Annotated in this window: 10 protein-coding genes; 4 read left to right on the forward strand and 6 right to left on the reverse strand. The window is 69.3% G+C overall.

The features are described from left to right. Positions 1-1,028: 1,028 nt before the first annotated feature. Both AB1L88_RS15030 and AB1L88_RS15035 read left to right on the forward strand, forming a co-directional pair. Complete coding sequence (locus AB1L88_RS15030) at positions 1,029-8,978, forward strand: autotransporter-associated beta strand repeat-containing protein (protein ID WP_367097489.1); 7,950 nt, start codon at positions 1,029-1,031, stop codon at positions 8,976-8,978. 502 nt (positions 8,979-9,480) lie between these two features. Then, on the forward strand, positions 9,481-10,239 hold the full coding sequence (locus AB1L88_RS15035) for an SDR family oxidoreductase (RefSeq protein WP_367097490.1): 759 nt from the start codon (positions 9,481-9,483) through the stop codon (positions 10,237-10,239). 98 nt (positions 10,240-10,337) lie between these two features. Here AB1L88_RS15035 and AB1L88_RS15040 read toward each other — a convergent pair whose 3' ends face one another. From AB1L88_RS15040 to AB1L88_RS15065, 6 genes are all read right to left on the reverse strand, one after another. Next, positions 10,338-11,432, reverse strand: a complete 1,095-nt coding sequence (locus tag AB1L88_RS15040; RefSeq protein ID WP_367097491.1) for an HTTM domain-containing protein — start codon at positions 11,430-11,432, stop codon at positions 10,338-10,340. Next, positions 11,417-12,034, reverse strand: a complete 618-nt coding sequence (locus AB1L88_RS15045; RefSeq protein ID WP_367097492.1) for a hypothetical protein — start codon at positions 12,032-12,034, stop codon at positions 11,417-11,419. Before AB1L88_RS15045 ends, AB1L88_RS15040 begins: the two co-directional genes overlap by 16 nt. Positions 12,035-12,179: 145 nt before the next feature. Then, positions 12,180-13,103 carry a TIGR03000 domain-containing protein gene (locus AB1L88_RS15050; protein ID WP_367097493.1) on the reverse strand — a complete coding sequence of 308 codons (924 nt, stop codon included), beginning with the start codon at positions 13,101-13,103 and terminating at the stop codon, positions 12,180-12,182. A 634-nt stretch (positions 13,104-13,737) separates the two neighbouring features. Next, positions 13,738-14,133: an acyl-CoA thioesterase gene (locus tag AB1L88_RS15055; RefSeq protein WP_367097494.1), complete on the reverse strand. Its 396-nt coding sequence runs from the start codon at positions 14,131-14,133 to the stop codon at positions 13,738-13,740. Positions 14,134-14,285: 152 nt separating this feature from the next. Continuing rightward, positions 14,286-16,040 carry an amidase gene (locus tag AB1L88_RS15060; RefSeq protein ID WP_367097495.1) on the reverse strand — a complete coding sequence of 585 codons (1,755 nt, stop codon included), beginning with the start codon at positions 16,038-16,040 and terminating at the stop codon, positions 14,286-14,288. Positions 16,041-16,115: 75 nt separating this feature from the next. Further along, complete coding sequence (locus tag AB1L88_RS15065) at positions 16,116-17,921, reverse strand: cytochrome c peroxidase (protein ID WP_367097496.1); 1,806 nt, start codon at positions 17,919-17,921, stop codon at positions 16,116-16,118. A 288-nt stretch (positions 17,922-18,209) separates the two neighbouring features. Here AB1L88_RS15065 and AB1L88_RS15070 point away from each other — a divergent pair, with 288 nt between their 5' ends. Both AB1L88_RS15070 and AB1L88_RS15075 read left to right on the forward strand, forming a co-directional pair. Next, positions 18,210-20,276, forward strand: a complete 2,067-nt coding sequence (locus AB1L88_RS15070) for a serine hydrolase (protein WP_367097497.1) — start codon at positions 18,210-18,212, stop codon at positions 20,274-20,276. Positions 20,277-20,298: 22 nt separating this feature from the next. Further along, positions 20,299-20,718, forward strand: a complete 420-nt coding sequence (locus tag AB1L88_RS15075) for a hypothetical protein (RefSeq protein WP_367097498.1) — start codon at positions 20,299-20,301, stop codon at positions 20,716-20,718. The last annotated feature ends 4 nt before the right edge of the window (positions 20,719-20,722 follow it).

Genomic DNA, 20,722 nt, shown 5'->3' on the forward strand with positions numbered 1-20,722 from the left:
GGCGCGACTGCCAGCATCTCGATGCGGAACCGGTCAATGATCGGAGCCTCCCGGTCAATGATCGCGCAGTCGCTGCCTCGCGGGAGGTGGACGCGGCGATCCGGCCTGTTGCCCCGGTTCCGACGCTGGCCATGGTTGTTCTTCGCCGAGCCGGCATCTCTGGTATGAATGGCGTCGCGTTGAAATCGGTGTGAGTTGCCCGCCCCTCTCGACGGGGACTCAGGGGAATCTCGACCAATCCTGCCCTGGCGACTGCCTCGCCTTCCGCTCTCGCTGCCAGCGATGTGGCGATGGGCGAGGGGGCGACACCCGCGTCGCCGCCCGCTCCGGGCACTGCTCCCGGAATGATCTCCGAAAATCCGGGCGGAACCAGGTCATTGACATCCTCGAATTTCTAATCTATGCTCCCTCAAACGTTCTTGCCAATATAAGCCTGGACGAAGATTTCGTAAGCCCGACGCCGGGCTTGCCATGTTCGTCCAGGCCTGGAGTCGGCATCGCTCGCCTTCAAGCGATCCCTTCCGGTGCGTCCCGGCTGATCTTGCCGGTCGAAGGGCGTGATCCGGAGGGGCTGGATGCGGTGATCGTGACCGAGGTGAGGCGGCTGACGGTCGGATCTCGGCTTTCCCCTTCAATCGAACTTTCAGCCGACTCGCGAATCGAGCGGCTTCCGGCCGTTCGTGCCTCCAGATTCGAACGTGACAGCGCCCGATCGTCACCCTCTCCAGCACGAGCACGATCGATCGGATTCGCCAATCCCAGGGGATGAACCCTGACCCGGTGCGATGCCAGGCATCGAAGTTATGTGATTGTTTGTTCGATTGCGAATCGTCGCTGCCGGAGTGCGACCTCCTGACGATCGCGAGCCTATGGGTCGCGCGACAGACTCTCGGGGCCGACGATCTCCGCTGAGGTCTCGGCGGGTTCCAGGTCCAGTGTCCGAGGCCATCGGCGTGTCGCCGGGGCCGAGAAAACCGCTCTCGAGCCGCCCACGAAGCCGCCGGCTCGACCATCCGAGGAGCACATCCATGTTCGAGCGTCCCGGTTCACGATCGGATCAGTCGAGTTCCAGGCGGAAGGCGAGCGAGCGGGCACGTCGCCGACGCGTGCATCTGGGCCTGGAGTCGCTCGAGCATCGCCGGCTGCTGGCCACACGCATCTGGGACGGCGGCGGTGACGATGCCCTTTGGACGACCGTTGAGAACTGGGTGGATGACACGGCCCCGGTGGAGGGGGACGACCTGGTCTTCCCGCTCGGCGCGGACCGCCTATCGAACAACAACGACTTCCCCGCCGGGACCGATTTCAATACGATCACGGTCGGAGAGGGCAGCTATTTCCTCGGGGGCAATTCGATCGACCTGCTCAGCGGGGTCTCGGGCACCCTGACCTCGGGGACCTCGGTACTCGCGATGGATCTCGTCTTCCTGGCCAGCCCGACCTTCGACGTCGCGGCCGGCGGTGTCATCGACCTCACCGGTCAGGTCAGCGAGAGCGGGGGCTCGTTCGACCTGAACAAGGTGGGCGGGGGCGACCTCTACTTCGAACAGGCCGCGAGCTACTCCGGCGCCACCAACATCAACGACGGGATCCTCACGGTCAACGCGGGCGCGATCCTGCCGGCGAGCAGCCCCGTGACGATCGGGAGCACCGGGACCCTCAAGCTGGTCAACGGCGACGGCGCAATCGCCTCGCTGGCCGGGAGCGGGAGCGTCAACCTGGAGGCCAACACCCTGACGGTGGGCGACTCCTCCGACACGTCCTACGGCGGCGTGATCTCCGGCACCGGCGGCCTCACCAAGGTCGGCACGGGGGCCCTCACCCTCTCCGGGGCGAACACGTATTCCGGGGCGACTCTCGTCGACGCCGGGATCCTCCGGGTCGAGAGCGAGGGCGCGTTGGGCACGACGGCCGCCGGCACGACCGTCAGCAGCGGGGCGATGCTCGTGTTCTCGGGGGGGGCGATGACCTTCGATGAGGCGTTCACGATCGCCGGGGCGGGCATCAGCAACAACGGCGCCCTGCGGGTGGAGTCGGGCGAGGTCACGCTCGACGGCGCCATCACGATGACGGCCGACTCCCGGCTCGCCACCGCCGACGGCCAGGCGATGACGATCAACGGCGTGATCGACGACGGGGCCGGCACCCGTGCCATGCGGTACGATGGCGGCGGCACGGGCCGGATTACCCTGACCGCGGCCAACACCTACGGCGGGGCCACCTACGCCTACAGCGGCTTCCTCCGACTCACGAATGAGGATGCCCTCGGCGACCCGGCCGCCGCCGCGACGGTGGGGGCCGAGGGGGCGACGCTCGAACTGGTCGGCGGCCTCACGATCCCGGCGACGAAGTCGTACAACTTCTTCGGCAGCGGGCCCGAGGGCGCGGCGAAGGTGATCAGCATCACAGGCGAGAATGCGCTGCTGGGCAATATCAACCAGATCACCGGCCAGGAGTACGAGGTCGTCTCGGGATCGCTCGAACTTGCCGGGATCATCTCGGGGGCCAACAACCTGACGAAGATCGGCGACGGGACGCTGACGCTCTCGGGTAGCAGCACCTACACGGGGACGACGACCGTCGACGCCGGCACGTTGCTGGTGGCCGGGGACATCTCGGCGAGCAGCGGGGTCCAGGTCAACACCGGCGGCACGCTCGGCGGCAACGGGACGGTGGGCGCGATCACCTCCACCGGCGGCACGGTCTCCCCGGGGCTCTCGCCCGGCATCCTGTCCTCCGGCAGCGTCGCGTTCGATGCCGGCACGACCTTCGAGGTCGAGCTGAATGGCCTGAGCGTCGGCACCGATTACGATCAGCTCGCCGTGAGCGGGGACGTCAACCTCGGCGGCGCGACGCTCGACGTGACGCTCAACTTCGCGCCTTCGATCGGCGAAGAGTTCGTCATCATCGACAACGACGACAGCATCGACCTGGTCACGGGGACCTTCGCCGGCCTGCCCGAGGGGGGGACGTTCGACGATGGGGCCTACCAGTTCACGATCTCCTACGTCGGCGGCGACGGCAACGACGTCGTCCTGACCGTCACCGGCATCACCTACACCTGGGACGGCGGCGGCGGCGACAACAACTGGAGCACCGCCGCCAACTGGGTCGGCGACATCGTCCCTGTCGAGGGCGCGAGCCTGGTCTTCCCGGACGGCGCCGCCCGGCTGAACAACAACAACAACTTCGCCGCCAACACCGACTTCAACACCATCACCTTCGGCGGGGCCGGCTACCTCCTCAGCGGCAACCCGATCGACCTGCTCGGCGGGGTCACGGGGACGTTCACGTCGGGCACCTCGCAATTCTTTATGGACCTGGTCCTCCTGGACGACATCACCGTCGAAGTCGCGACCGGCGGTGTCGTCGACTTCTACGGGGCCGTCGGCGAGAGCGGGGGCCCGTTCGGCCTGACCAAGACCGGCGAGGGCGGCCTCTATTTCAACCAGGCCGCATCGTACTCCGGCGCCACGAACATCAACGACGGCGGGATTGGAATCGAGGGTGGCGCGATCCTGCCTGCGACCAGTGCCGTGACGATTGGGGCCACCGGCATCCTGGCGATCTACGGCGACGGTACCATCGCCTCGCTGGCCGGGAGCGGCTCCGTCAATCTCGGCGCGAACACGCTGACGGTGGGCGACGCCACCGACACGACCTACAACGGCGTGATCTCCGGCACCGGCGGCCTCACCAAGGTCGGCACGGGGACCCTCACCCTCTCCGGGGCGAACACCTACGACGGGGCGACCAACGTCTTCGCCGGGGCGCTCCGCGTCGAGAACGACGCCGCGCTGGGCACCACGACCGGCGGGACGATCGTCTCCGATGGCGCCTCCGTCTTCTTCAACGGCGCCGACTTGACGGTCGCGGAGGCCTTCAATATCCAGGGCACTGGGCTCGGCGGCGGAGGGGTCCTGGCCGTCGATTCCGGCTCGGCGACGTTGACCGGGGCCATCAACATGCTCGGGGACAGCCAGATCGGCGCCGCCGAAATGTCGACCCTGACCATCCAGGGCATCATCGACGACACCGACATCAGCCCCGCGCGCAACCTGACGATCACCAACGGCGCGTTCGGCGGCACGGTGCTCGAGGCCCAGCAGCGGTACGACGGCAGCCTCACCGTGACCTCGGGCTTCCTGAGGGCCGCGAGCTATGGGGCGTTCCTCGACCCGGCCACGGCCAACACCGTCACCATCCAGTCCGGGGCCACGCTCGAGCTCAGCGGCGGGTTCACCCAGCCGGCGATCCACTCGATTGTCATCGACGGCCTCCCGCTCGCGGGCTTCTCGAAGGTCGTCAATGTCTCCGGCGACAACGCCCTGATGGGCAACATCAGCATCACCGGAATCAATAATACCTCGTTCGGCGTTGATGGGGGCGACACGCTGACGCTCGGCGGGGCGATCAGCGGGTCGGTGGACTTCGACAAGAACGGCGCCGGCACGCTGGTCCTGACGGGGACGAGCACGCATACGGGGAACGTGAACGTCGGCGACGGCACGCTGATCGTCGACGGCTCGCTCGCCACGAGCAACCTGGTGTTCGTGGACGGGACCCTCCGCGGCAATGGCGTCCTCCCGAACGTGGCGATCTCGGGCATCGGCACGCTCGCCCCCGGCAACTCGCCGGGCATCCTCAGCTCGGGCAGCGTGACGCTCGTGGACGGGTCGACCTTCGCGGTCGAGCTGGACGGCACGACCGCCGGCTCCGGCTACGACCAGCTCGACGTCACCGGCTCGGTCAACCTCGGCGGCGCGACGCTCGACGTCTCGCTCGGCTTCGCGCCGGCGCTCAACGACGAATTCATCATCATCAACAACGACGGCGACGGCGACCCGATCGCCGGCACCTTCGCCGGCCTGGCCGAGGGGGCCACCTTCACCAGCGGCCCCTACGAATTCACCATCACCTACGCCGGGGGCACGGACAACAACGACGTCGTCCTGACCGTCACCGGCATCACCCTCACCTGGGACGGCGGCGGCGCCGACGAATTCTGGACCACCGCCGCCAACTGGGTCGGCGACGTCGCCCCGGTCGCCGGCGCGAACCTGATCTTCGCCGAGGGCGCCGCCCGGCTGGCCAGCTTCAATGACTTCGCCGCGAACACCGGGTTCGGCTCCATCACCATCGCCGGCGCCGGATACGACATCTCGGGCAACGCGATCGACCTGAACGGCGGGATTTCCGCGACCTACTCCGGCGGGTCCTCGACCTTCGGCCTCGACCTCGTCCTGACGGCCGACACGACGATCGTCACGATCGACGGCGCCACGCTGGTCGCCTCGGGGAACATCTCCGGCTCGCAGGCCTTGACCAAGGGGGGCGCCGGCACCCTGGACCTCGGCGGCACCAACTCCTACACCGGGGCCACCACGGTCAACGCCGGCACCCTGGCCCTCGGCGGCGGCTCCGCGATCGCGGACGCCGGGGCGGTGACCGTCAACGCGGGCGGCACGCTGATGCTGGATGCCGACGAGACGATCGGCTCGCTGGCCGGCTCGGGCTCGGTGGTGGACCTCGGGACGTCGACGCTGACCGCCGGCGGCAACGATGCGAACACGAGCTATTCGGGCGTGATCGTCGGCGACGGCGACTTCGTCAAGCAGGGCGCCGGGACGTTCTCCCTCTCCGGCAACAACTCGTACACCGGGACGACCTCGGTCAACGCGGGGGCCCTGGCCATCTCGAATGCCAACGCGCTGGGCACCACCGCCGGGGGGACTTCGATCGCTGCCGATGCCAGGCTCGAGGTGAGCGGCGGGATCACCGTCAACGAGACGATCACCAGCCTGAATGGCACCGGGGATTTCTCCGGGGCGCTCGCCAGCACCAGCGACGGCAACACCTGGGCGGGCAATATCGTCCTCGGTTCCGATGCCCGGATCCACGCCATGAGCGGGACGTTCACCATCAGCGGCGAGATCACCGAGTCCGGCGCCTCGACCCTCACCAAGTCCAGCGCCGGCACCATGGTGCTCTCCGGGACGAATTCCTTCTCCGTCCTGAACATCGACCAGGGGATCGTGGCCCTCTCCGGCGGATCCGCGCTGGCGGACACCACATCCGTGATCGTCACCTCGCTGGACACGCTGAGACTGGACTCCGACGAGACGATCGGCTCGCTCGCCAGCTCTTTTGCCAACAGCGCCGTCGATCTCAACACCTTCACCCTGACGACCGGCGGCAACGACTCCGACACCAGCTTTGCCGGTGACATCAGCGGGGCGGGGAGCCTGATCAAGGCCGGCACCGGCACGATGACCCTCTCCGGCTACCACAGCTACACCGGCGCGACCGTGGTGAGCGGCGGCACGCTGGTCGTCAACGGGAGCATCGCCGACAGCAGCAGCCTGACGATGGCCGACGGCACCACCCTCGGCGGCCTCGGCATGGTGCCCGACCTGATCGTCCAGGCCGGCGCCACGGTCGCGCCGGGCAACTCGCCGGGCACCCTGACGGTCGACGGGGACCTCGCGTTTGCCGGCGGCTCGACCTTCGCGGTCGACATCGACGGCACGGTCGCCATCGACGACTACGACCAGATGATCGCCCAGGGCGAGGTCAACCTCGGCGGGGCGACCCTGCTGGTCACCCTGGGAGACGGCTTCGAACCGGGGGCGGGCGACCAGTTCCTGATCCTCGACAACCAGGGCGGGAGCCCGATCGTCGGCACCTTCGCCGGCCTCGGCGAGGGGGCGGTCCTCGAGATCGATGGCGCGAGCTTCCGGATCAGCTACGTCGGCGGCGACGGCGACGACGTGGAGCTGACCTCCGTGGTCGTGACGACCACCACGGTGACGTCCTCGGCCAACCCCTCGGCCTTCGGCGACGACGTGACCTTCACCATCACCGTGACCGCTTCCGTCGGCACCCCGACCGGCTTCGTCTCGCTGTTGATCGACGGGACGACGTATTCGGGCGTCCCGCTGGATGGTTATGGCATGGCCAGCCTGCAGATCTCGGGCCTGAACCCGGGCATCTACCCCGTCCTCGTCGCCTACGACGGCAATTCCGACTTCCTGCCGAGCGATGGCTCCCTCGAGGGCGGCCAGGTCGTCGGCGAGGCCCCGTCGGTCACGAGCGTGATCGCCTCGGCCAACCCCTCGGCCTTCGGCCAGGGCGTCACGTTCACCGCCACCGTCTCCGGGGCGCTGCTCGGGATGCCGACGCCGACTGGCACGGTCGAGTTCTTCTCGGGTGCCGTCTCGATCGGCTCGGCCCCGCTCGTCGACGGAGTGGCGTCGCTGGCCGTCTCCGACCTGGCGGTGGGCGGGCATTCGATCACGGCGAACTACCTCGGCGACGACTTCTACCTTTCGAGCACCTCGCCGGTGCTCGTCCAGGGGGTCAATCCGGCCGTGGTCGGGGTCTCCGTCGTGCCGAGCGGGACCTCGGCCGTCACCGGCGAGTCGTTGACCTTCGACCTGTCGACGGCCACGATCGCGCCCGGGGCCGGCATCCCGCAAGGGACCGTCCGGATGAGCATCAACGGCGTCCCCGAGGACGACATCCTGCTCGACTCGGACGGCGAGGGGAGCATCACGGTCCAATTCGACTCGACCGGCATCTACCTGCTCTCGTTCCAGTTCCTCGACAACACGAGCTTCGTCGGCGAGGGCGTGATCACGATCGGCGTCGACGTCGCCGCCGACTCGACCACGACCACGCTGGTCTCCTCGACCGACCTCGCGGTCGTCGGCCAGCCGGTCGTGCTCACGGCCACGGTGGCCCCGGTGACCCCCGGGGGCGGGACGCCCGACGGCGAAGTCTCGTTCTTCCAGGTGGGGCAGTTGCTCGGCTCGGCCCCGCTGGTCGACGGCGTGGCGACCCTCAGCGTTTCGGACCTGCCGTACGGCCTGGTGAACGTCGAGGCCGTCTATGACGGATCGGGCAACTATGACGGGTCGGCATCCGAGTCGGTCTCGATCGCGGTGACGGTCGTCATGGGAGACTACGACGGCGACGGCAAGGCCGACCTCTCCCTGTACGAGTACTTCCCGGCCCTGAACTCGGGCCAGTTCACCATCCTGCTGTCGTCCGGCGGCACCATGTCGGGGCTGCTCGGCGGCCAGGGGGCCATCCCGGTCGTCGGCGACTTCGACGGCGACGGCCGCTCCGACATGGCCGTCTTCGACCCCTACACCGACGGGGCCACCTGGCTCATCCTCGATTCGAGCACCGGCGAGCTTCGCAGCGTCCAGTTCGGTGCCTCGGGCCTGATGGACCTGCCCGCCCCGGCCGATTACGACGGCGACGGCGTCACCGACATCGCCACCTTCCGGCCGGACAGCGACCTCGTCCCCGGGGCCGCCCAGTGGTTCATCCTGCCGTCGGACGGAGCCTCGGCCTACTCGGTCCTCTTCGGGGCCGCGAACGGCATGGACATGCCGGTCCCGGCCGACTACGACGGGGACGGGAAGGCCGACATCGCCACCTTCCGGGCCGACAGCGACCTCGTCCCCGGGGCCGCCCAGTGGTTCATCCTGCCGTCGGACGGCGCCTCGGCCTACTCGGTCCTCTTCGGGGCCGGCGGCGGCGTCGATCAGCCGGTGCCGGCCGATTATGACGGGGACGGGAAGGCCGACATCGCCACCTTCCGGACGAGCGGGGATGGCAGCTCGGCCGAGTGGTTCATCCTCCCCTCGGACGGGTCCTCGGCCCGCATGATCTCGCTGGGGCAGGTGGGCTCTGTCGCCGCCCCCGGCGGCTACGGCGGGCCGGCCCAGGCCGACCTGGGGACCTTCGACCGCGTGCTCGCCCAGTGGCGACTCCGTGCGTTCTCCGACCCGACGGTCGACATGGAGACCTTCGGGCAGCGTTCGCCGCGGGTCGTCCCGGTCCTGGCCTCCCTGAGCGACCGGCTCGACGCCGTCAACGACGACGACGGCGACGCCGAGGACGACGGGCCGAGTGCGTCGTCCATCGACGCGTTCCTGGCCTCGATCGACGAGAGCGACTTCAATTGACCCCCTCGGCGGTCACTTTGTTCCTCCCCCCGCGGACCGAGCCCCCCGGCTCGGTCCGCGGGGGCCTCCGTCTCCTCCCCGGGCCCTGGCCTGCCGCCAGGCATGTGCCGCCGGGCACGATTCGACCTTGGCCGGAGGGACGCCGAGGGCTTTGCACGAGACGGTGGACGACTCGCCCTTGGAGCTCGTCTTCCAGCGACGGGTCGCCGGCTCCCAGGTCATCTCCGTCCGGACGGGCCTGGTCGGCGTCGGCTCCCGGGCAGCTCTGGGTTTCGGCCTCTTGAACGGTGTGACGATTTCTGTGACGATCCGGTAGGACAGACGGTCGAGTCGTCACAACGAATTGCAATGAACCCGGGAAAACGGCATCGGGCGTCTGCCTCACACGCAGGATGTCGGGGGTTCGAATCCCTCGTCGCCGATTACTTTTCCCGACCAGCCTCCCTGACGACCCGTCCGAAGCGGGACGCATCCTCAGGAGGATCATCAGGGAGGCGGTCCGATGGACCCGAGCGTCAAAGCCGCGATCGTCACCGGCGCGGGATCGGGGATCGGCCGCGTGACGGCCCTGGCGTTGCTGCGTGAGGGGTACGCGGTCGCGCTGGCGGGGCGTCGGCGCGAGGCCCTGGACGAAACGCTCGAACAATCCGGCCGGGCGCGATCGAGGGCGATCGCCGTGCCGACCGACGTGACCGACCCTGACTCGGTCCGGGCCTTGTTCGAGGCCGCGAATCGGGCATTCGGACGCATCGACCTCCTCTTCAACAACGCGGGGACGGGGGCGCCGGCGGTCCCGCTCGAAGACGTGACGCTCGACCAGTGGCGGCGGGTCATCGATGCGAATCTGACCGGGACGTTCCTCTGCACCCGGGAGGCGTTTCGGTTCATGAAACGCCAGGAGCCGCAAGGGGGGCGGATCATCAACAATGGATCGGTCTCGGCCCATGTGCCGCGGCCCGACTCGGCCCCGTACACGGCGGCGAAGCACGCGATCACGGGGATGACCCGCTCGACGGCCCTCGACGGCCGGGCGTTCGGCATCACCTGCGGGCAGGTCGACATCGGCAATGCCGCGACCGAGATGACCGCCCGCATGCAGGGCGGCGTCCGGCAGGCGAACGGCTCCGTCGCCCCCGAGCCGACCATCGACGCCGAGCACGTCGCCCGCGCCGTCCTCTACATGGCCAGCCTGCCGCCCGACGCCAATGTCCTGTTCCTGACCGTCATGGCCGCAGGGATGCCCTTCGTCGGCCGGGGCTGACGGACAGATCCGGAGCAAACGCGCGGCGAAACGCCCGGGAGCGATCGAAGCGTGCCTCGATCATGCTCCCGGACGTTCGTCGACTCACATCTCGATGATCAACCCCGGACGCGATGCGACCCGTTCGCGGATCGGTGCGGGCCGTAATCGACCGTGACCACGATCGGCAGGGCCTGGTGCGGCCCGCCGAGCAGGGCGGAGGAGGCCGCCTGCGGGCTCGCGGCGATCGGGAAGGAGACCGGGACGGCCCGCGATCGCCGGGTCGCCAGGACCTCGACGAACTGCCTGACCCGCTCGTTCGGCAGGAACGAGGCACAGCCGACGAGCATGATCAGGCCGAACGTCCACATGCCCAGGCAGGCGCCGATCCCCAGGTGCATCGCCGTCCCGCCGGCGAGGAAGATCGGCCGCCAATTCCGGTTCCAGATCAAGGCGCAGAAGAAGACTTCCCAGAGGATCGTCGTGTGCGTCGCGACGTTGATCAGGAGCGGATGCCCGGCCAGCCAGGTCATGTCCATCGATTGATACTCAAGATTGGCGAAGGCCAGCCACATCGCCTCGCCGTTCCACCAGGCAAGCCCCTGGAGCTTCGAGATGCCGGCGAAGAAGTAGATCGTGCACATGTGCACCTGAATCAGGCGCTGGCCCAAATTGGCGCGGGCGCCGGGAGCGACGGCCGATTCCCCCCGGCGTCGGGCCCGCCAGCGATCGACCGAGACGGCGCGGCCGGCATCGCCGATCGTCAGGTAGAGCGTCAGCATCACGTTGATCTGATCGAGTCCGAACATCGCCTCGGGCGTCCGGTGCGCGAACGAGATGGCGACGATCAGCGAGAGGACCGAGGTCACCCGGGTCCAGAGCCCGACGGTGAACATCGCCAGGATCAGCATCGAGATGCCGTAGGCGGTCCACATCCAGTCGGGCTCGATCCACCACCAGAAGGAGTAGGCGTACTGGTATTCCTGGAGGGTGCGGACCAATTCGACGCTCAGCCAGGCGTCGGGCCCGAAGAAGTCGTCCAGCGCCAGGCCCCAGACGGCGTGGGTGTAGAGCAGCATCAGGCCGGCGAGCACGCGAAGCACGCCGAGCAGGGTCGGGTCGGCCGGGGAGAACCAGAAGCGGTTCCAGCCGTCGCCCACCGCCTGCAGGCGATCGCGGACGGCCTCGATGGCAAGGCTCAGTACTCGTCCCATTGGTACACCCCCAGCGGTTGCTCGGCGTAACTGGCCGGGTCATCCAGCCGGACCCCTTCGAGCACCATCTCCCGGGTCGGCAGGTAGTGGGTGATCTGCGTCAGGCTCACCCGATCGGCGCCGTATTTCCGCCCGATGTGGCGGGCGAAGGATTGGTGCCAGAGTTCCCGCAACTCGGGATCGGTCCCCGCCATGTGCTCCGAGAGCATGAAGTGGCGGTGATAGAGCAACCGCGGGCCGATCTCCCGGTTCGGGATCTGCCCGGTCACGACGGTGCCGTCTTCCCGCTCGGCCACGTAGCCGAGCAGGGTGCTCTCGGCCGGTTCGGGGGCGAAGAAGTGGTAGCCGTGGTTCAGGAAGAGCAGTTGCAGATAAGGGTGGACCAGCTCCCAGCCCGTCTGGGCGAGGGCCGATGCGGGAGCCACCGAGGCCGGGGCGATGATGATCGCCGAGACGTGCAAGGCCAGCCAGGCGTTCACCGCCCACCGCAAGGAGCGTCGCCCGATCCGTCGAGGAGCCGGGCCGGCGTCGAGCCCGGGACCGTCATCATCCCTGTGAGTGTCACGATCGCGGTCGCGATCGCGATCCGAATCGACGTCCATTTCGAGACCTCCGTGATCGATCCGATCCAAGTCCCTTCTGCCTGACGACCCGAACCCGGGGGCCCGCTCGATCGTCTTGCGACGGAACCGAGGGCGAGCCGCCCGGGTCGGGTCATTTTTCTCAAAGCGATCAGCCGCCCACCGATCAGCGACCGGCGAGGACGACCGAGCCGTCGAGGTCGACGGCGACGTTGACCTCTTCACCCGGGTTGACCCGAGCTTCGACCGTCTCGGAGACGACCTGGCCGTTCCGCTCGAGTTCGACCCGGACGTTGGTGACGAACAGCTCGCCCTCGGCGATCGGCGGGGTGACGAACCGACGCTCGGCGCCGGTCAGGGTCATGAGCTGATCCTGGAGGTAGACCTTGGCGTCGGCCGGGACCGAGATGTTCAGCACGCCGTTCTGAGAGACGGGGACGTACTGCGGGGCCGCCTGCGGGGCGGCGACCGGGGCGTACTGCGGGGTCGCCTCGTAGTAGCCGCCGGCCGAGCCGTGCGACCCGCCGGTCGAGCCGTAGCCGCCGCTCGACCCGCCGCTGGAGCCGCCGCTCGAGCCGTGGTGCTTCGAGAAGAGGCCGCCGGCCTTGTGGCCGCCGCCGCTCGACCCGCCGCTCGACCCGCCGCTGGAGCCGTGGCTGGTCTTGGTCAGGCCGCCACCGCTGGAGCCGCCGCTCGAGCCGTGGTGCTTCGAGAACAGGCCACCGCTCTTATGGCCGCCGCCGCTCGACCCGCCGCTGGAGCCGCCGCTCGAGCCGTGGTGCTTCGAGAAGAGGCCGCCGGCCTTGTGGCCGCCGCCGCTCGACCCGCCGCTGGAGCCGTGGCTGGTCTTGAACAACCCACCGCCGTGCGAGCCTCCGCTGGAGCCGCCGCTCGACCCGCCGCTGGAGCCGTGGTGCTTCGAGAACAGGCCCCCGCCGTGCGAGCCGCCGCTGGAGCCGTGCGAGCCGCCGCTGGAGCCGCCGCTCGAACCGTGTCCGAACAGCCCGGCGAGCGCCACGTGAGGCACGCCCAGCGAGAGGGCACCGAGGCAAGCCACTGAGTATGCCGATCGGCGAAGCAATGAGATCATCCCGAAATTCCTCCGCATATGCGAATTGCGAATCGAAGCGTCTGACCCTGATGCCATCACGAACCACCGGCCCTGGTGACCGAAGGCCTCCGCCCGGCCGAGGATGCCCCCTTTGCAAGGGCCCCACGCCGCCCGACGTCCGCCTTATTCCAGAACCGGCCAGAGCGCCCGGCCTCGTCTCAAGTCACCAAGACGTTCCGGGCTCGATACGGTGAGACAACCACCCCAAGCACGGAGGCGGAGGTCAGGACACCTTCGAGTTGTAAATCTGGGATGTCTGGGTGCCCTGCACAGCTAGAAAATACGAGGATATTTGCGTCGAGTCAAACGACTGGGTTGACTTTGGTGAAAAATTTCCAAAAGCAAACCAAGGAGCGGGGGGAGTTCGTCCGGCCTGGGGCGCAACCCCGAAACCCGCCCCAGCCGGACGAGGGCGGAGGGGAAGCGGTGGAAAATGACTCAAGCCCCGACGGTCGATCGGCCGGGGAGGCCGGACCGGACGATGGGCGGGAGGCCGGCCGCGGGGGCCGAAGCCTTCGGGAGCGATCCGGGAGATCACGCGACGCCGCTCGGACCCGACCGGTTGAACCGTCGCATTGCCGGGCCGGGGCGGGTCGGGTCAGATCGGGTCGGGTCAGGCGGTGAACGGTTTCGCGAGTGGTTCCGGGACGGGACGGCTGGCTCGGGACCCGGGGTCGATCGTCACCAGGGTGACGACCGCATCGGCGGCGATGGTCCCGTCCGCCTTCCGGATCTCCTGACTCAGCGCGAAGCTGGTCCGGCCGAGCCGCTCGGGGCGGGTCACGACGGTCAATCGCTCCCCCTGCCGGCATTCCCGGCGGAAGTTGAGGTTCAGATTGACCGTGACCGTGATGGCGCCGAGTGACAGCAGGGTGTCGTAGTCGAGCTGGTGCCGCTCGTACCAGTCTTCCCGGCCCCATTCCAGATAATCGACGTATTTCCCGTTGTTCACATGGCCATTGACGTCGATTTCCGTCGGGCGGACGACGAGTTCGATCGAGGTTTCCATGGAGGGTCGAGGGGGCTTGATGGGACGGGGCGTGGGTCATCCGGGCGGTCGCGCGGTCCGCGGTCGCCGGGGCAAGAAGCGTTGGCCGGGGATGAGCACGACCCGATTCGGGACCGATCTCGCCCAGGGGGACCGTCCCCCGTCGGGCGAGATCACGAGGCTTCGTCGTCCGAGGCCGACTCGGCGAGGAACCGCTGCAGAGGAGGACGCCGCAGGTGGTCGCCCGACCGCAGTTGAAACGCCGAGGCGACGGCCAGCAGGGTCGTCTCGTCGTAGAGGCGGCCCGTGAAGGTCACCGAGCCGGGCCCTTCCCGGCCGTCGATCTCCTTCGTCCCGAAGGGGAGCACCGCCGTCGGGTGGCCGGTGAGGTTCGTCAGGGCCAGGTCGTCGGCGTCGCAGACGTACAGATCCACCGACGTCATCAACTCGGCCATGGCTCGCATGAGCAGGGTCCGGACCCGGGCGGCCCGGAGATACTCGACGGCCGGGATGAACTGCCCGCGCCGGAAGGTGATCGGCCAGCTATTCAGCCCCTCGGTGATGCTCGCCCGCGTCAGGGCATCGAAGACCGTGGCGGCCTCGGTGCCGAGCATCAGCGTCACGCTCGACGTCGGGTACTGGTCGGGCAGGGCGATGGGGACGAGGGTGACCCCCAGCTCCCGCAGGATGGCCAGCTCCGGCCGATCGCACGCCGGACGCTCCGGATCGTCGAGGTAGCCGACCCGCAGCTTCGGCAGGCTGACCCGGGGCGGCCAGGCGAACGGCCGGTCCACGGCCCCGGCGTCGAACCCGTCGGCGCCGTGGATCGCGTCGAGGATCAAGGCGCAATCCTCGAGCGATCGGCCGATCGGGCCGACCTTGTCCATCGTCCACGAGAGCGTCATGCAGCCGTGCCGGCTCACCCTGCCGAACGTCGGCCGCAGGCCCGAGGCCCCGCACGCCCGACAGGGCGACACGATGCTGCCGAGCGTCTCGCTGCCGATCGCGAAGCCGACCAGCCCCGCCGCCGCGGCCGAGGCCGACCCGGCCGACGACCCGCTCGACCCCCGCCTCGGGTCCCACGGGCTGTTGGTCCGGCCGCCGAACCAGCGGTCCCCCATCGCCAGGGCGCCGAGCGAGAGCTTCGCCACGAGCACCGCGCCGGCCTCCTCCAATCGGGCGGCGACGGTCGCCTTGGTGTCGAGCCGTTGATCCTTGAACGGCGGCGCCCCCCAGCTTGTCGGGTAGCCGGGGTAGGCCATCAGGTCCTTGGCACCCCACGGGATCCCGTGCAAGGGGCCGCGATAATGCCCCGCGGCCAGCTCGTCGTCGGCGCGCCGGGCCTGTTCCCGGGCGGTCGCCTCGGTCAGCGTGACGACGCACTTGAGCATCGGGTCGAACCGCCTGAGCCGGTCGAGGTACAGCTCCGTCAGTTCGACCGACGAGACCTTGCGCGATCGGACCAGGCCGGCCAGCTCGGTCACGGGCAGGAACGCGAGATCCTCGTCCGATCCCGGCCGTTCCGGGGCGTGCCACTCGGTCGGCTCGGCCTGATTGCGGCGGATCTCGGCCGACGGGCGCAGGCCCGGATCGGGCAGGAACGTCAAGGCCGGCGGCACGTCGTAATCGACCTCGACGGCCCGCAGCTCCCGGAAATCGGCCAGCGCGCGCATCAGGGCGTTGGCAATGCTCGCCCGCTCGTCGTCGTCCAGTTCCAGGCCGGAAATCCACTCGGCCTGCGCGATCAGCTCGGGAGTCACCATCACCCCCTCGCCCACCCCGGCCGCCAGCGCCCGATGAAACGTCGCCGAGCCGATCCCCAGCACCCCCAGCGCCTTCAAGACCGCCCGGCGGTGCATCCCCCCCGATCCCATCCCCTCGGACGAATCAGGAGCCTCGGCCGGTCCCGCGCAATCGCCGTGTGTCATGGCAGCCTTCGTCTACGGGTCAGGAGGTGAGAAACGGGTCGAACGCCGGCGGGGCGGTCGCGGGGATCGACCGCGTCACAGACTCTTCAGGAACAGGATCAGGTCCGCCAGGTCGTCCGGGCCGAGCGGCTCCTCAAGTTGGTGCTCGTGCCCCTCGAACACGTCTTCGAGCGTGCGTGCCCGGCCGTCGTGGAAGTACATCCGCCGGCGGCCGACCCCGCGCAGCGAAGGCGGGTTGAACGCGGTCTGCCCCTGCTCGTCGCTCAGGCCCACGTCATAAACCTTTGCCGACGTGTACACCGGCGGCGTGTGGCAGCGGTCGCAGCGGAGGTCGCGGAAGAGGTCCGCCCCGCGAGCCACCGCCTCGGCGTCGAACGTCGGGTCGCCCGGGGCGGTCAGGGCAGGGGGGGGCGGCAGCGATCGGAGGAACGCCTCGATCTCGGCCGCCTCGCCGTCATACAAGGAGTATCCCCTCATGCTCGACGCCACCGATTTCTTGATCTGATCGCCGAGGGCCTCCATCCCCCCGTCCCAGGCCCACGGCCCCGTCTCTCCCACGCCGAGCAGCGAGAGCGTGCGCTTCGGCGTCCCGTACGAGTCGTCGCCCAGGGTGTCGGCCATCTGGCCGTTGGCGTGGCCGTCGGTGTGGCAACTGTGGCAGCTCATCCAGCCGTCGTGCGAGAGCCTCGCGTCGTAGAACTGCAAGCGGCCGCGGCGGATCGGGTCGGGCTCCGGGGTCGGGCCGAGCGGAATCGCCACCGGCTTCGACCCGTATGCCAGGGTCACGATCGAGACCGAGTCGTCGAACGCATTGGCCACCGCCACCCGATCGGAGCCCGGGATCCGGACCATCGCCACCGGCCGGCGACCGACCCCGACCCGCTGCCCGATCGAGCTCCCCTCCGGCCCGAACGCGACCCGGTCCAATCCGCCCAGCGCCACGGCGATCCGGCCCCCGGGGATCGCCAGGACGCCGTTCGGGTCCCCCGCGCCGTCCCCCACGTCGCTCAGGTGCTGCCGGGTGCTCGCCGCGTGCAGGTCGGCATCCGGGTCGAGCAGCGCCGTCATCGGAATCGTCCGCAGCATGCTGCCGATGAATCCGGCCCAATGGATGTCATTCATGTCGGTCCGTGCCGATCGATTCAGGATCTGATGCGTCAACAGCAGCCGATCCCCCTCGATGCCCCAGGACATCCCCCGGATGTTGTGCGCCGGGATCTCGCGGACCGACACCAGCGAGGCCGACTCTCCATCCACCACCGCCAGATGCCCGCCGAACGCATCGGCGACGACCGCCCGGCCGTCGCCGATCGCCAGCACGGCCCTCGCCTCGAACGGCAAGGGCACCGCGCCCACCACCCGCAGCCGGGCTTCGGTCGCGTCCCAATCGAGGATGGTGACCGTCCTCGACCAGAGCGACGTGACGAATGCCCTCGAACCGTCCGGTGCGATCGCCACCCCGACCGGGTGGTCCGCGACGGCCAGCCGGTCGACGACGGCGAGGCTCGGCCCCTCCACCGACAGCAGCACGGCCTGGTCACCCTCCTCATCGACCGCCAGCAGCGACCGGCCGTCCGGGGTGATCGCCAGGTCGGCGAGCGCCGCCCCGACCGGCTCCTCGGCGACGACGACCTGTCGGCCTGCGTCGATCACCGAAAGCGTCCCGCTCGCCCGGTTCGCGACGTAAAGCCAATCCCCATTCGGGGAAGGGGCCAGTGCGACCGGTTCTCGCCAGTGGGGATCGGAGGGCGACAGCGAGGCTTCGGCCGCGTCGTCGGCCCGTGGCTTCCCCGCGCCGGCGGAAGGCAAGGTGAGGGCGAGGATGGAGGCGGGCACGATCAGGGCCAGCCCCCCGATCGTCACAGATCGCCGGAGGTTCATGCGGTCGGGCTCCCTGGAAACGTCGGTGCAACGGGTCAGCCGGAGCGGGCCTTGGTGAACCGATTCTACGCGGAACGGCCGCCCATGCCCACGGCCTCGCCCCCGGGCCTCCGGCAAATGCCCCGTCGCCGGCCCGCCTGGCCGATTGCGTCGGGCCCGGCGATTCGCCACGATGGCGGGATCGCCGCTCACCTCTCCCGCGCGCGATCGGCCCCGGTTCGGCCGATCATGCGGCGGCGGCGGATCCCCCGATCGAGCGATTCACGACGCCCTCCATTCGAGACTTCAATGGCCATGATCCGATGCGTCCCCCTGACGACCCTCGGTGTCGTCTCCATCCTGCTCCTCTCCGTCGGCCCCCAACTCCACGCGCAGACGTCGCTCGATGAGCGGCTCGACTCCTTGATCCAGTCCCATCAGGGGAAGGTGTCCGTCGCGGTCGAGCACCTGGAGTCGGGCGATTCGTACCGCAAGGACGCCGACCGCCCGATGCCGACGGCCAGCCTCATCAAGTTCCCCGTCATGGTCGAGGCCTACCGCCAGGCCGCCGAGGACGGGCTCGACCTGGACCAGGCCGTCACCCTGACGGAAGGGGATAAGGTCCCCGGCTCGGGGGTCTTGACGTACCACTTCTCCGACGGGGCCTCGTTCCCGCTCCGCGACGCGATCCGCCTGATGATCGCCTACTCCGACAACACGGCCACGAACCTCGTGGCCGACGCCATCGGCCTCAAGGCCACGGCCGACACGATGGAGCGCATGGGCCTGCCCAACACCAAGCTCCACTCGAAGGTCTATCGCCGAGACACCTCCGTCTTCCCCGATCGCAGCCCCGAGTTCGGCCTCGGCAGCACCACGGCCGACGAGATGATCACCCTGCTCAAGCGGCTCCACGCCCGCGATCTCGTCGACGCCGATGCCTCGGAAGACATGTACGAGCACCTGCTCAACTGTCAGGATGAGAAGCTATTCAAGCGATTTCTTCCTGCCGGCACCAAGGTCGCGCACAAGACCGGGGCCGTCAGCCAGGTCCGCACCTCGGCCGGGATCATCGAGACCCCCGGCGGCCCCGTCGCCCTCTGCGTCCTGACGTCCGAGAACGAGGACACCCGCTGGACCGACGACAACGCCGCCGAACGCCTCATCGCCCGCGTCGCCCGCGAGGTCTACGACCACTTCAACCGCCTGCCCGAAGCCTCGGAACCCGGGGAGGACGCCCCCGAGACGATCCGATTCGGCGCCAACGGCCCGGCCGTCGAGTCGCTCCAGCGTCGCCTGAACGCGGCGCTCGACCCGTCCCCCGGGCTGTCGGTCGACGGCGACTTCGGCCCGGCCACCCAGGCGGCCCTCATCCGCTTCCAGCGCCTCCGCAACCTCCCCACCAGCGGCCACGCCGACCCCGAGACCCTCGACGCCCTCGGCGCCGAGCCCGAGGCCGCCCCCTCCGTCCCGTCTCCCGAGGAGGTCAACGGCCGGGCCGAGGAGAAGGCCCCCGCCGACCCGATCGACGGCCCGCCGTTCGTCACCGCCAAGGCCTGGGTCGTCATCGACGCCGAATCCGGCGATCGGATCGGCGGCGACAACGACGACACGGCGCTCGACATGGCCAGCACCACCAAGATCATGACCGCGCTGGTCGTCCTCCGCCTGGCCGAGGACGACCCGAGCATCCTCGACGAGGTCGTCACCTTCTCCGAGCGGGCCGACCGCACCTCCGGCTCGACCGCAGGCGTCCGGGCCGGCGAGCGCCTGACCGTCCGAGAGCTGCTCTACGGCCTGATGCTCCCCTCCGGCAACGATGCCTCCGTCGCCCTCGGCGAGCACTTCGGCGCCCGACTCGGCCCGATCGAGGACGACCCGCACGAGGTCGACCCGCTCCCCCGCTTCGTCGCCGCCATGAATCGCCTGGCGGTCGAGCTGGAGCTGCCCGACACCCGCTTCGCCAACACCCACGGCCTGACCGCCCCCGGCCACCACGCCAGCGCCCTCGACCTCGCCCGCCTGGCCCGGGTCGCCCTCGGCAACGAACTGTTCGCCGAGATCGTCTCCACCCGACGCCGCGGCTGCACCCTGTTCGACCCCGACGACGCCCCTCGCAACGTCGTCTGGCGGAACACCAATCAACTCCTGCCGACCGACGGCTACGACGGCGTGAAGACCGGCACCACCAACGCCGCCGGCGCCTGCCTCGTCGCCCGGGGCGCTCGCGACGAAGACCGGGTCATCACCGTCGTCCTCGGCAGCACCTCGGGCGACGCTCGCTACACCGACGCCCGCAACCTCTTCCGCTGGGCCTGGACCACCCTCGGCCACTCCTCCGACGCCCTCGCCACCGAGGCCGCCGCCGGCCGCTGACCTCGCGGAGCCATCGCCGCCCATGCCGTACGACGACGACGACGACGACGATCCCGACCCCGACGATTTCGGCCGACCCGGCGCACCCGGAGTCCGGTTCTCCGCAGGAGACGACGACCCGGCGCCGGTCGCCCTCTGGTACGGCACGTTCGACGTGATGCTCCGCGGCCTGCACGATCTCTGGTGGTGCGACCGCCGGATCAAGCGTCTGGCGATCCTGGGCGACTGGATCGCCGACCGCGGCCTGTTCGACCCCGAAATCGGCCGATCCGTGCTCAACGACCCGTCCGAAACGCTGGCCGCGCTCCGACTGCTCCGCGATCGCTTCGCCCGCGACACAATCGAACCGGGAGACGAGGTCGATGCCGCCCTCGTCTCCTTGATTCGTTGCCTATCCGAGGCCATCGCCCAGGATCAACCGGTCCTGATTGATCGCATCTGATCAA

Origin of the sequence: Tautonia sp. JC769 (genome assembly GCF_040717455.1) — a bacterium.
Taxonomy (GTDB): domain Bacteria; phylum Planctomycetota; class Planctomycetia; order Isosphaerales; family Isosphaeraceae; genus Tautonia.

Bases quoted from the DNA above. Each gene is read 5' to 3' on its own strand.
- AB1L88_RS15045 (WP_367097492.1), bottom strand. From the start codon at position 12,034: ATGGACGTCGATTCGGATCGCGATCGCGACCGCGATCGTGACACTCAC.
- AB1L88_RS15055 (WP_367097494.1), bottom strand. From the start codon at position 14,133: ATGGAAACCTCGATCGAACTCGTCGTCCGCCCGACGGAAATCGACGTC.
- AB1L88_RS15030 (WP_367097489.1), top strand. From the start codon at position 1,029: ATGTTCGAGCGTCCCGGTTCACGATCGGATCAGTCGAGTTCCAGGCGG.
- AB1L88_RS15040 (WP_367097491.1), bottom strand. From the start codon at position 11,432: ATGGGACGAGTACTGAGCCTTGCCATCGAGGCCGTCCGCGATCGCCTG.
- AB1L88_RS15035 (WP_367097490.1), top strand. From the start codon at position 9,481: ATGGACCCGAGCGTCAAAGCCGCGATCGTCACCGGCGCGGGATCGGGG.
- AB1L88_RS15060 (WP_367097495.1), bottom strand. From the start codon at position 16,040: ATGACACACGGCGATTGCGCGGGACCGGCCGAGGCTCCTGATTCGTCC.
- AB1L88_RS15050 (WP_367097493.1), bottom strand. From the start codon at position 13,103: ATGATCTCATTGCTTCGCCGATCGGCATACTCAGTGGCTTGCCTCGGT.
- AB1L88_RS15075 (WP_367097498.1), top strand. From the start codon at position 20,299: ATGCCGTACGACGACGACGACGACGACGATCCCGACCCCGACGATTTC.
- AB1L88_RS15070 (WP_367097497.1), top strand. From the start codon at position 18,210: ATGGCCATGATCCGATGCGTCCCCCTGACGACCCTCGGTGTCGTCTCC.
- AB1L88_RS15065 (WP_367097496.1), bottom strand. From the start codon at position 17,921: ATGAACCTCCGGCGATCTGTGACGATCGGGGGGCTGGCCCTGATCGTG.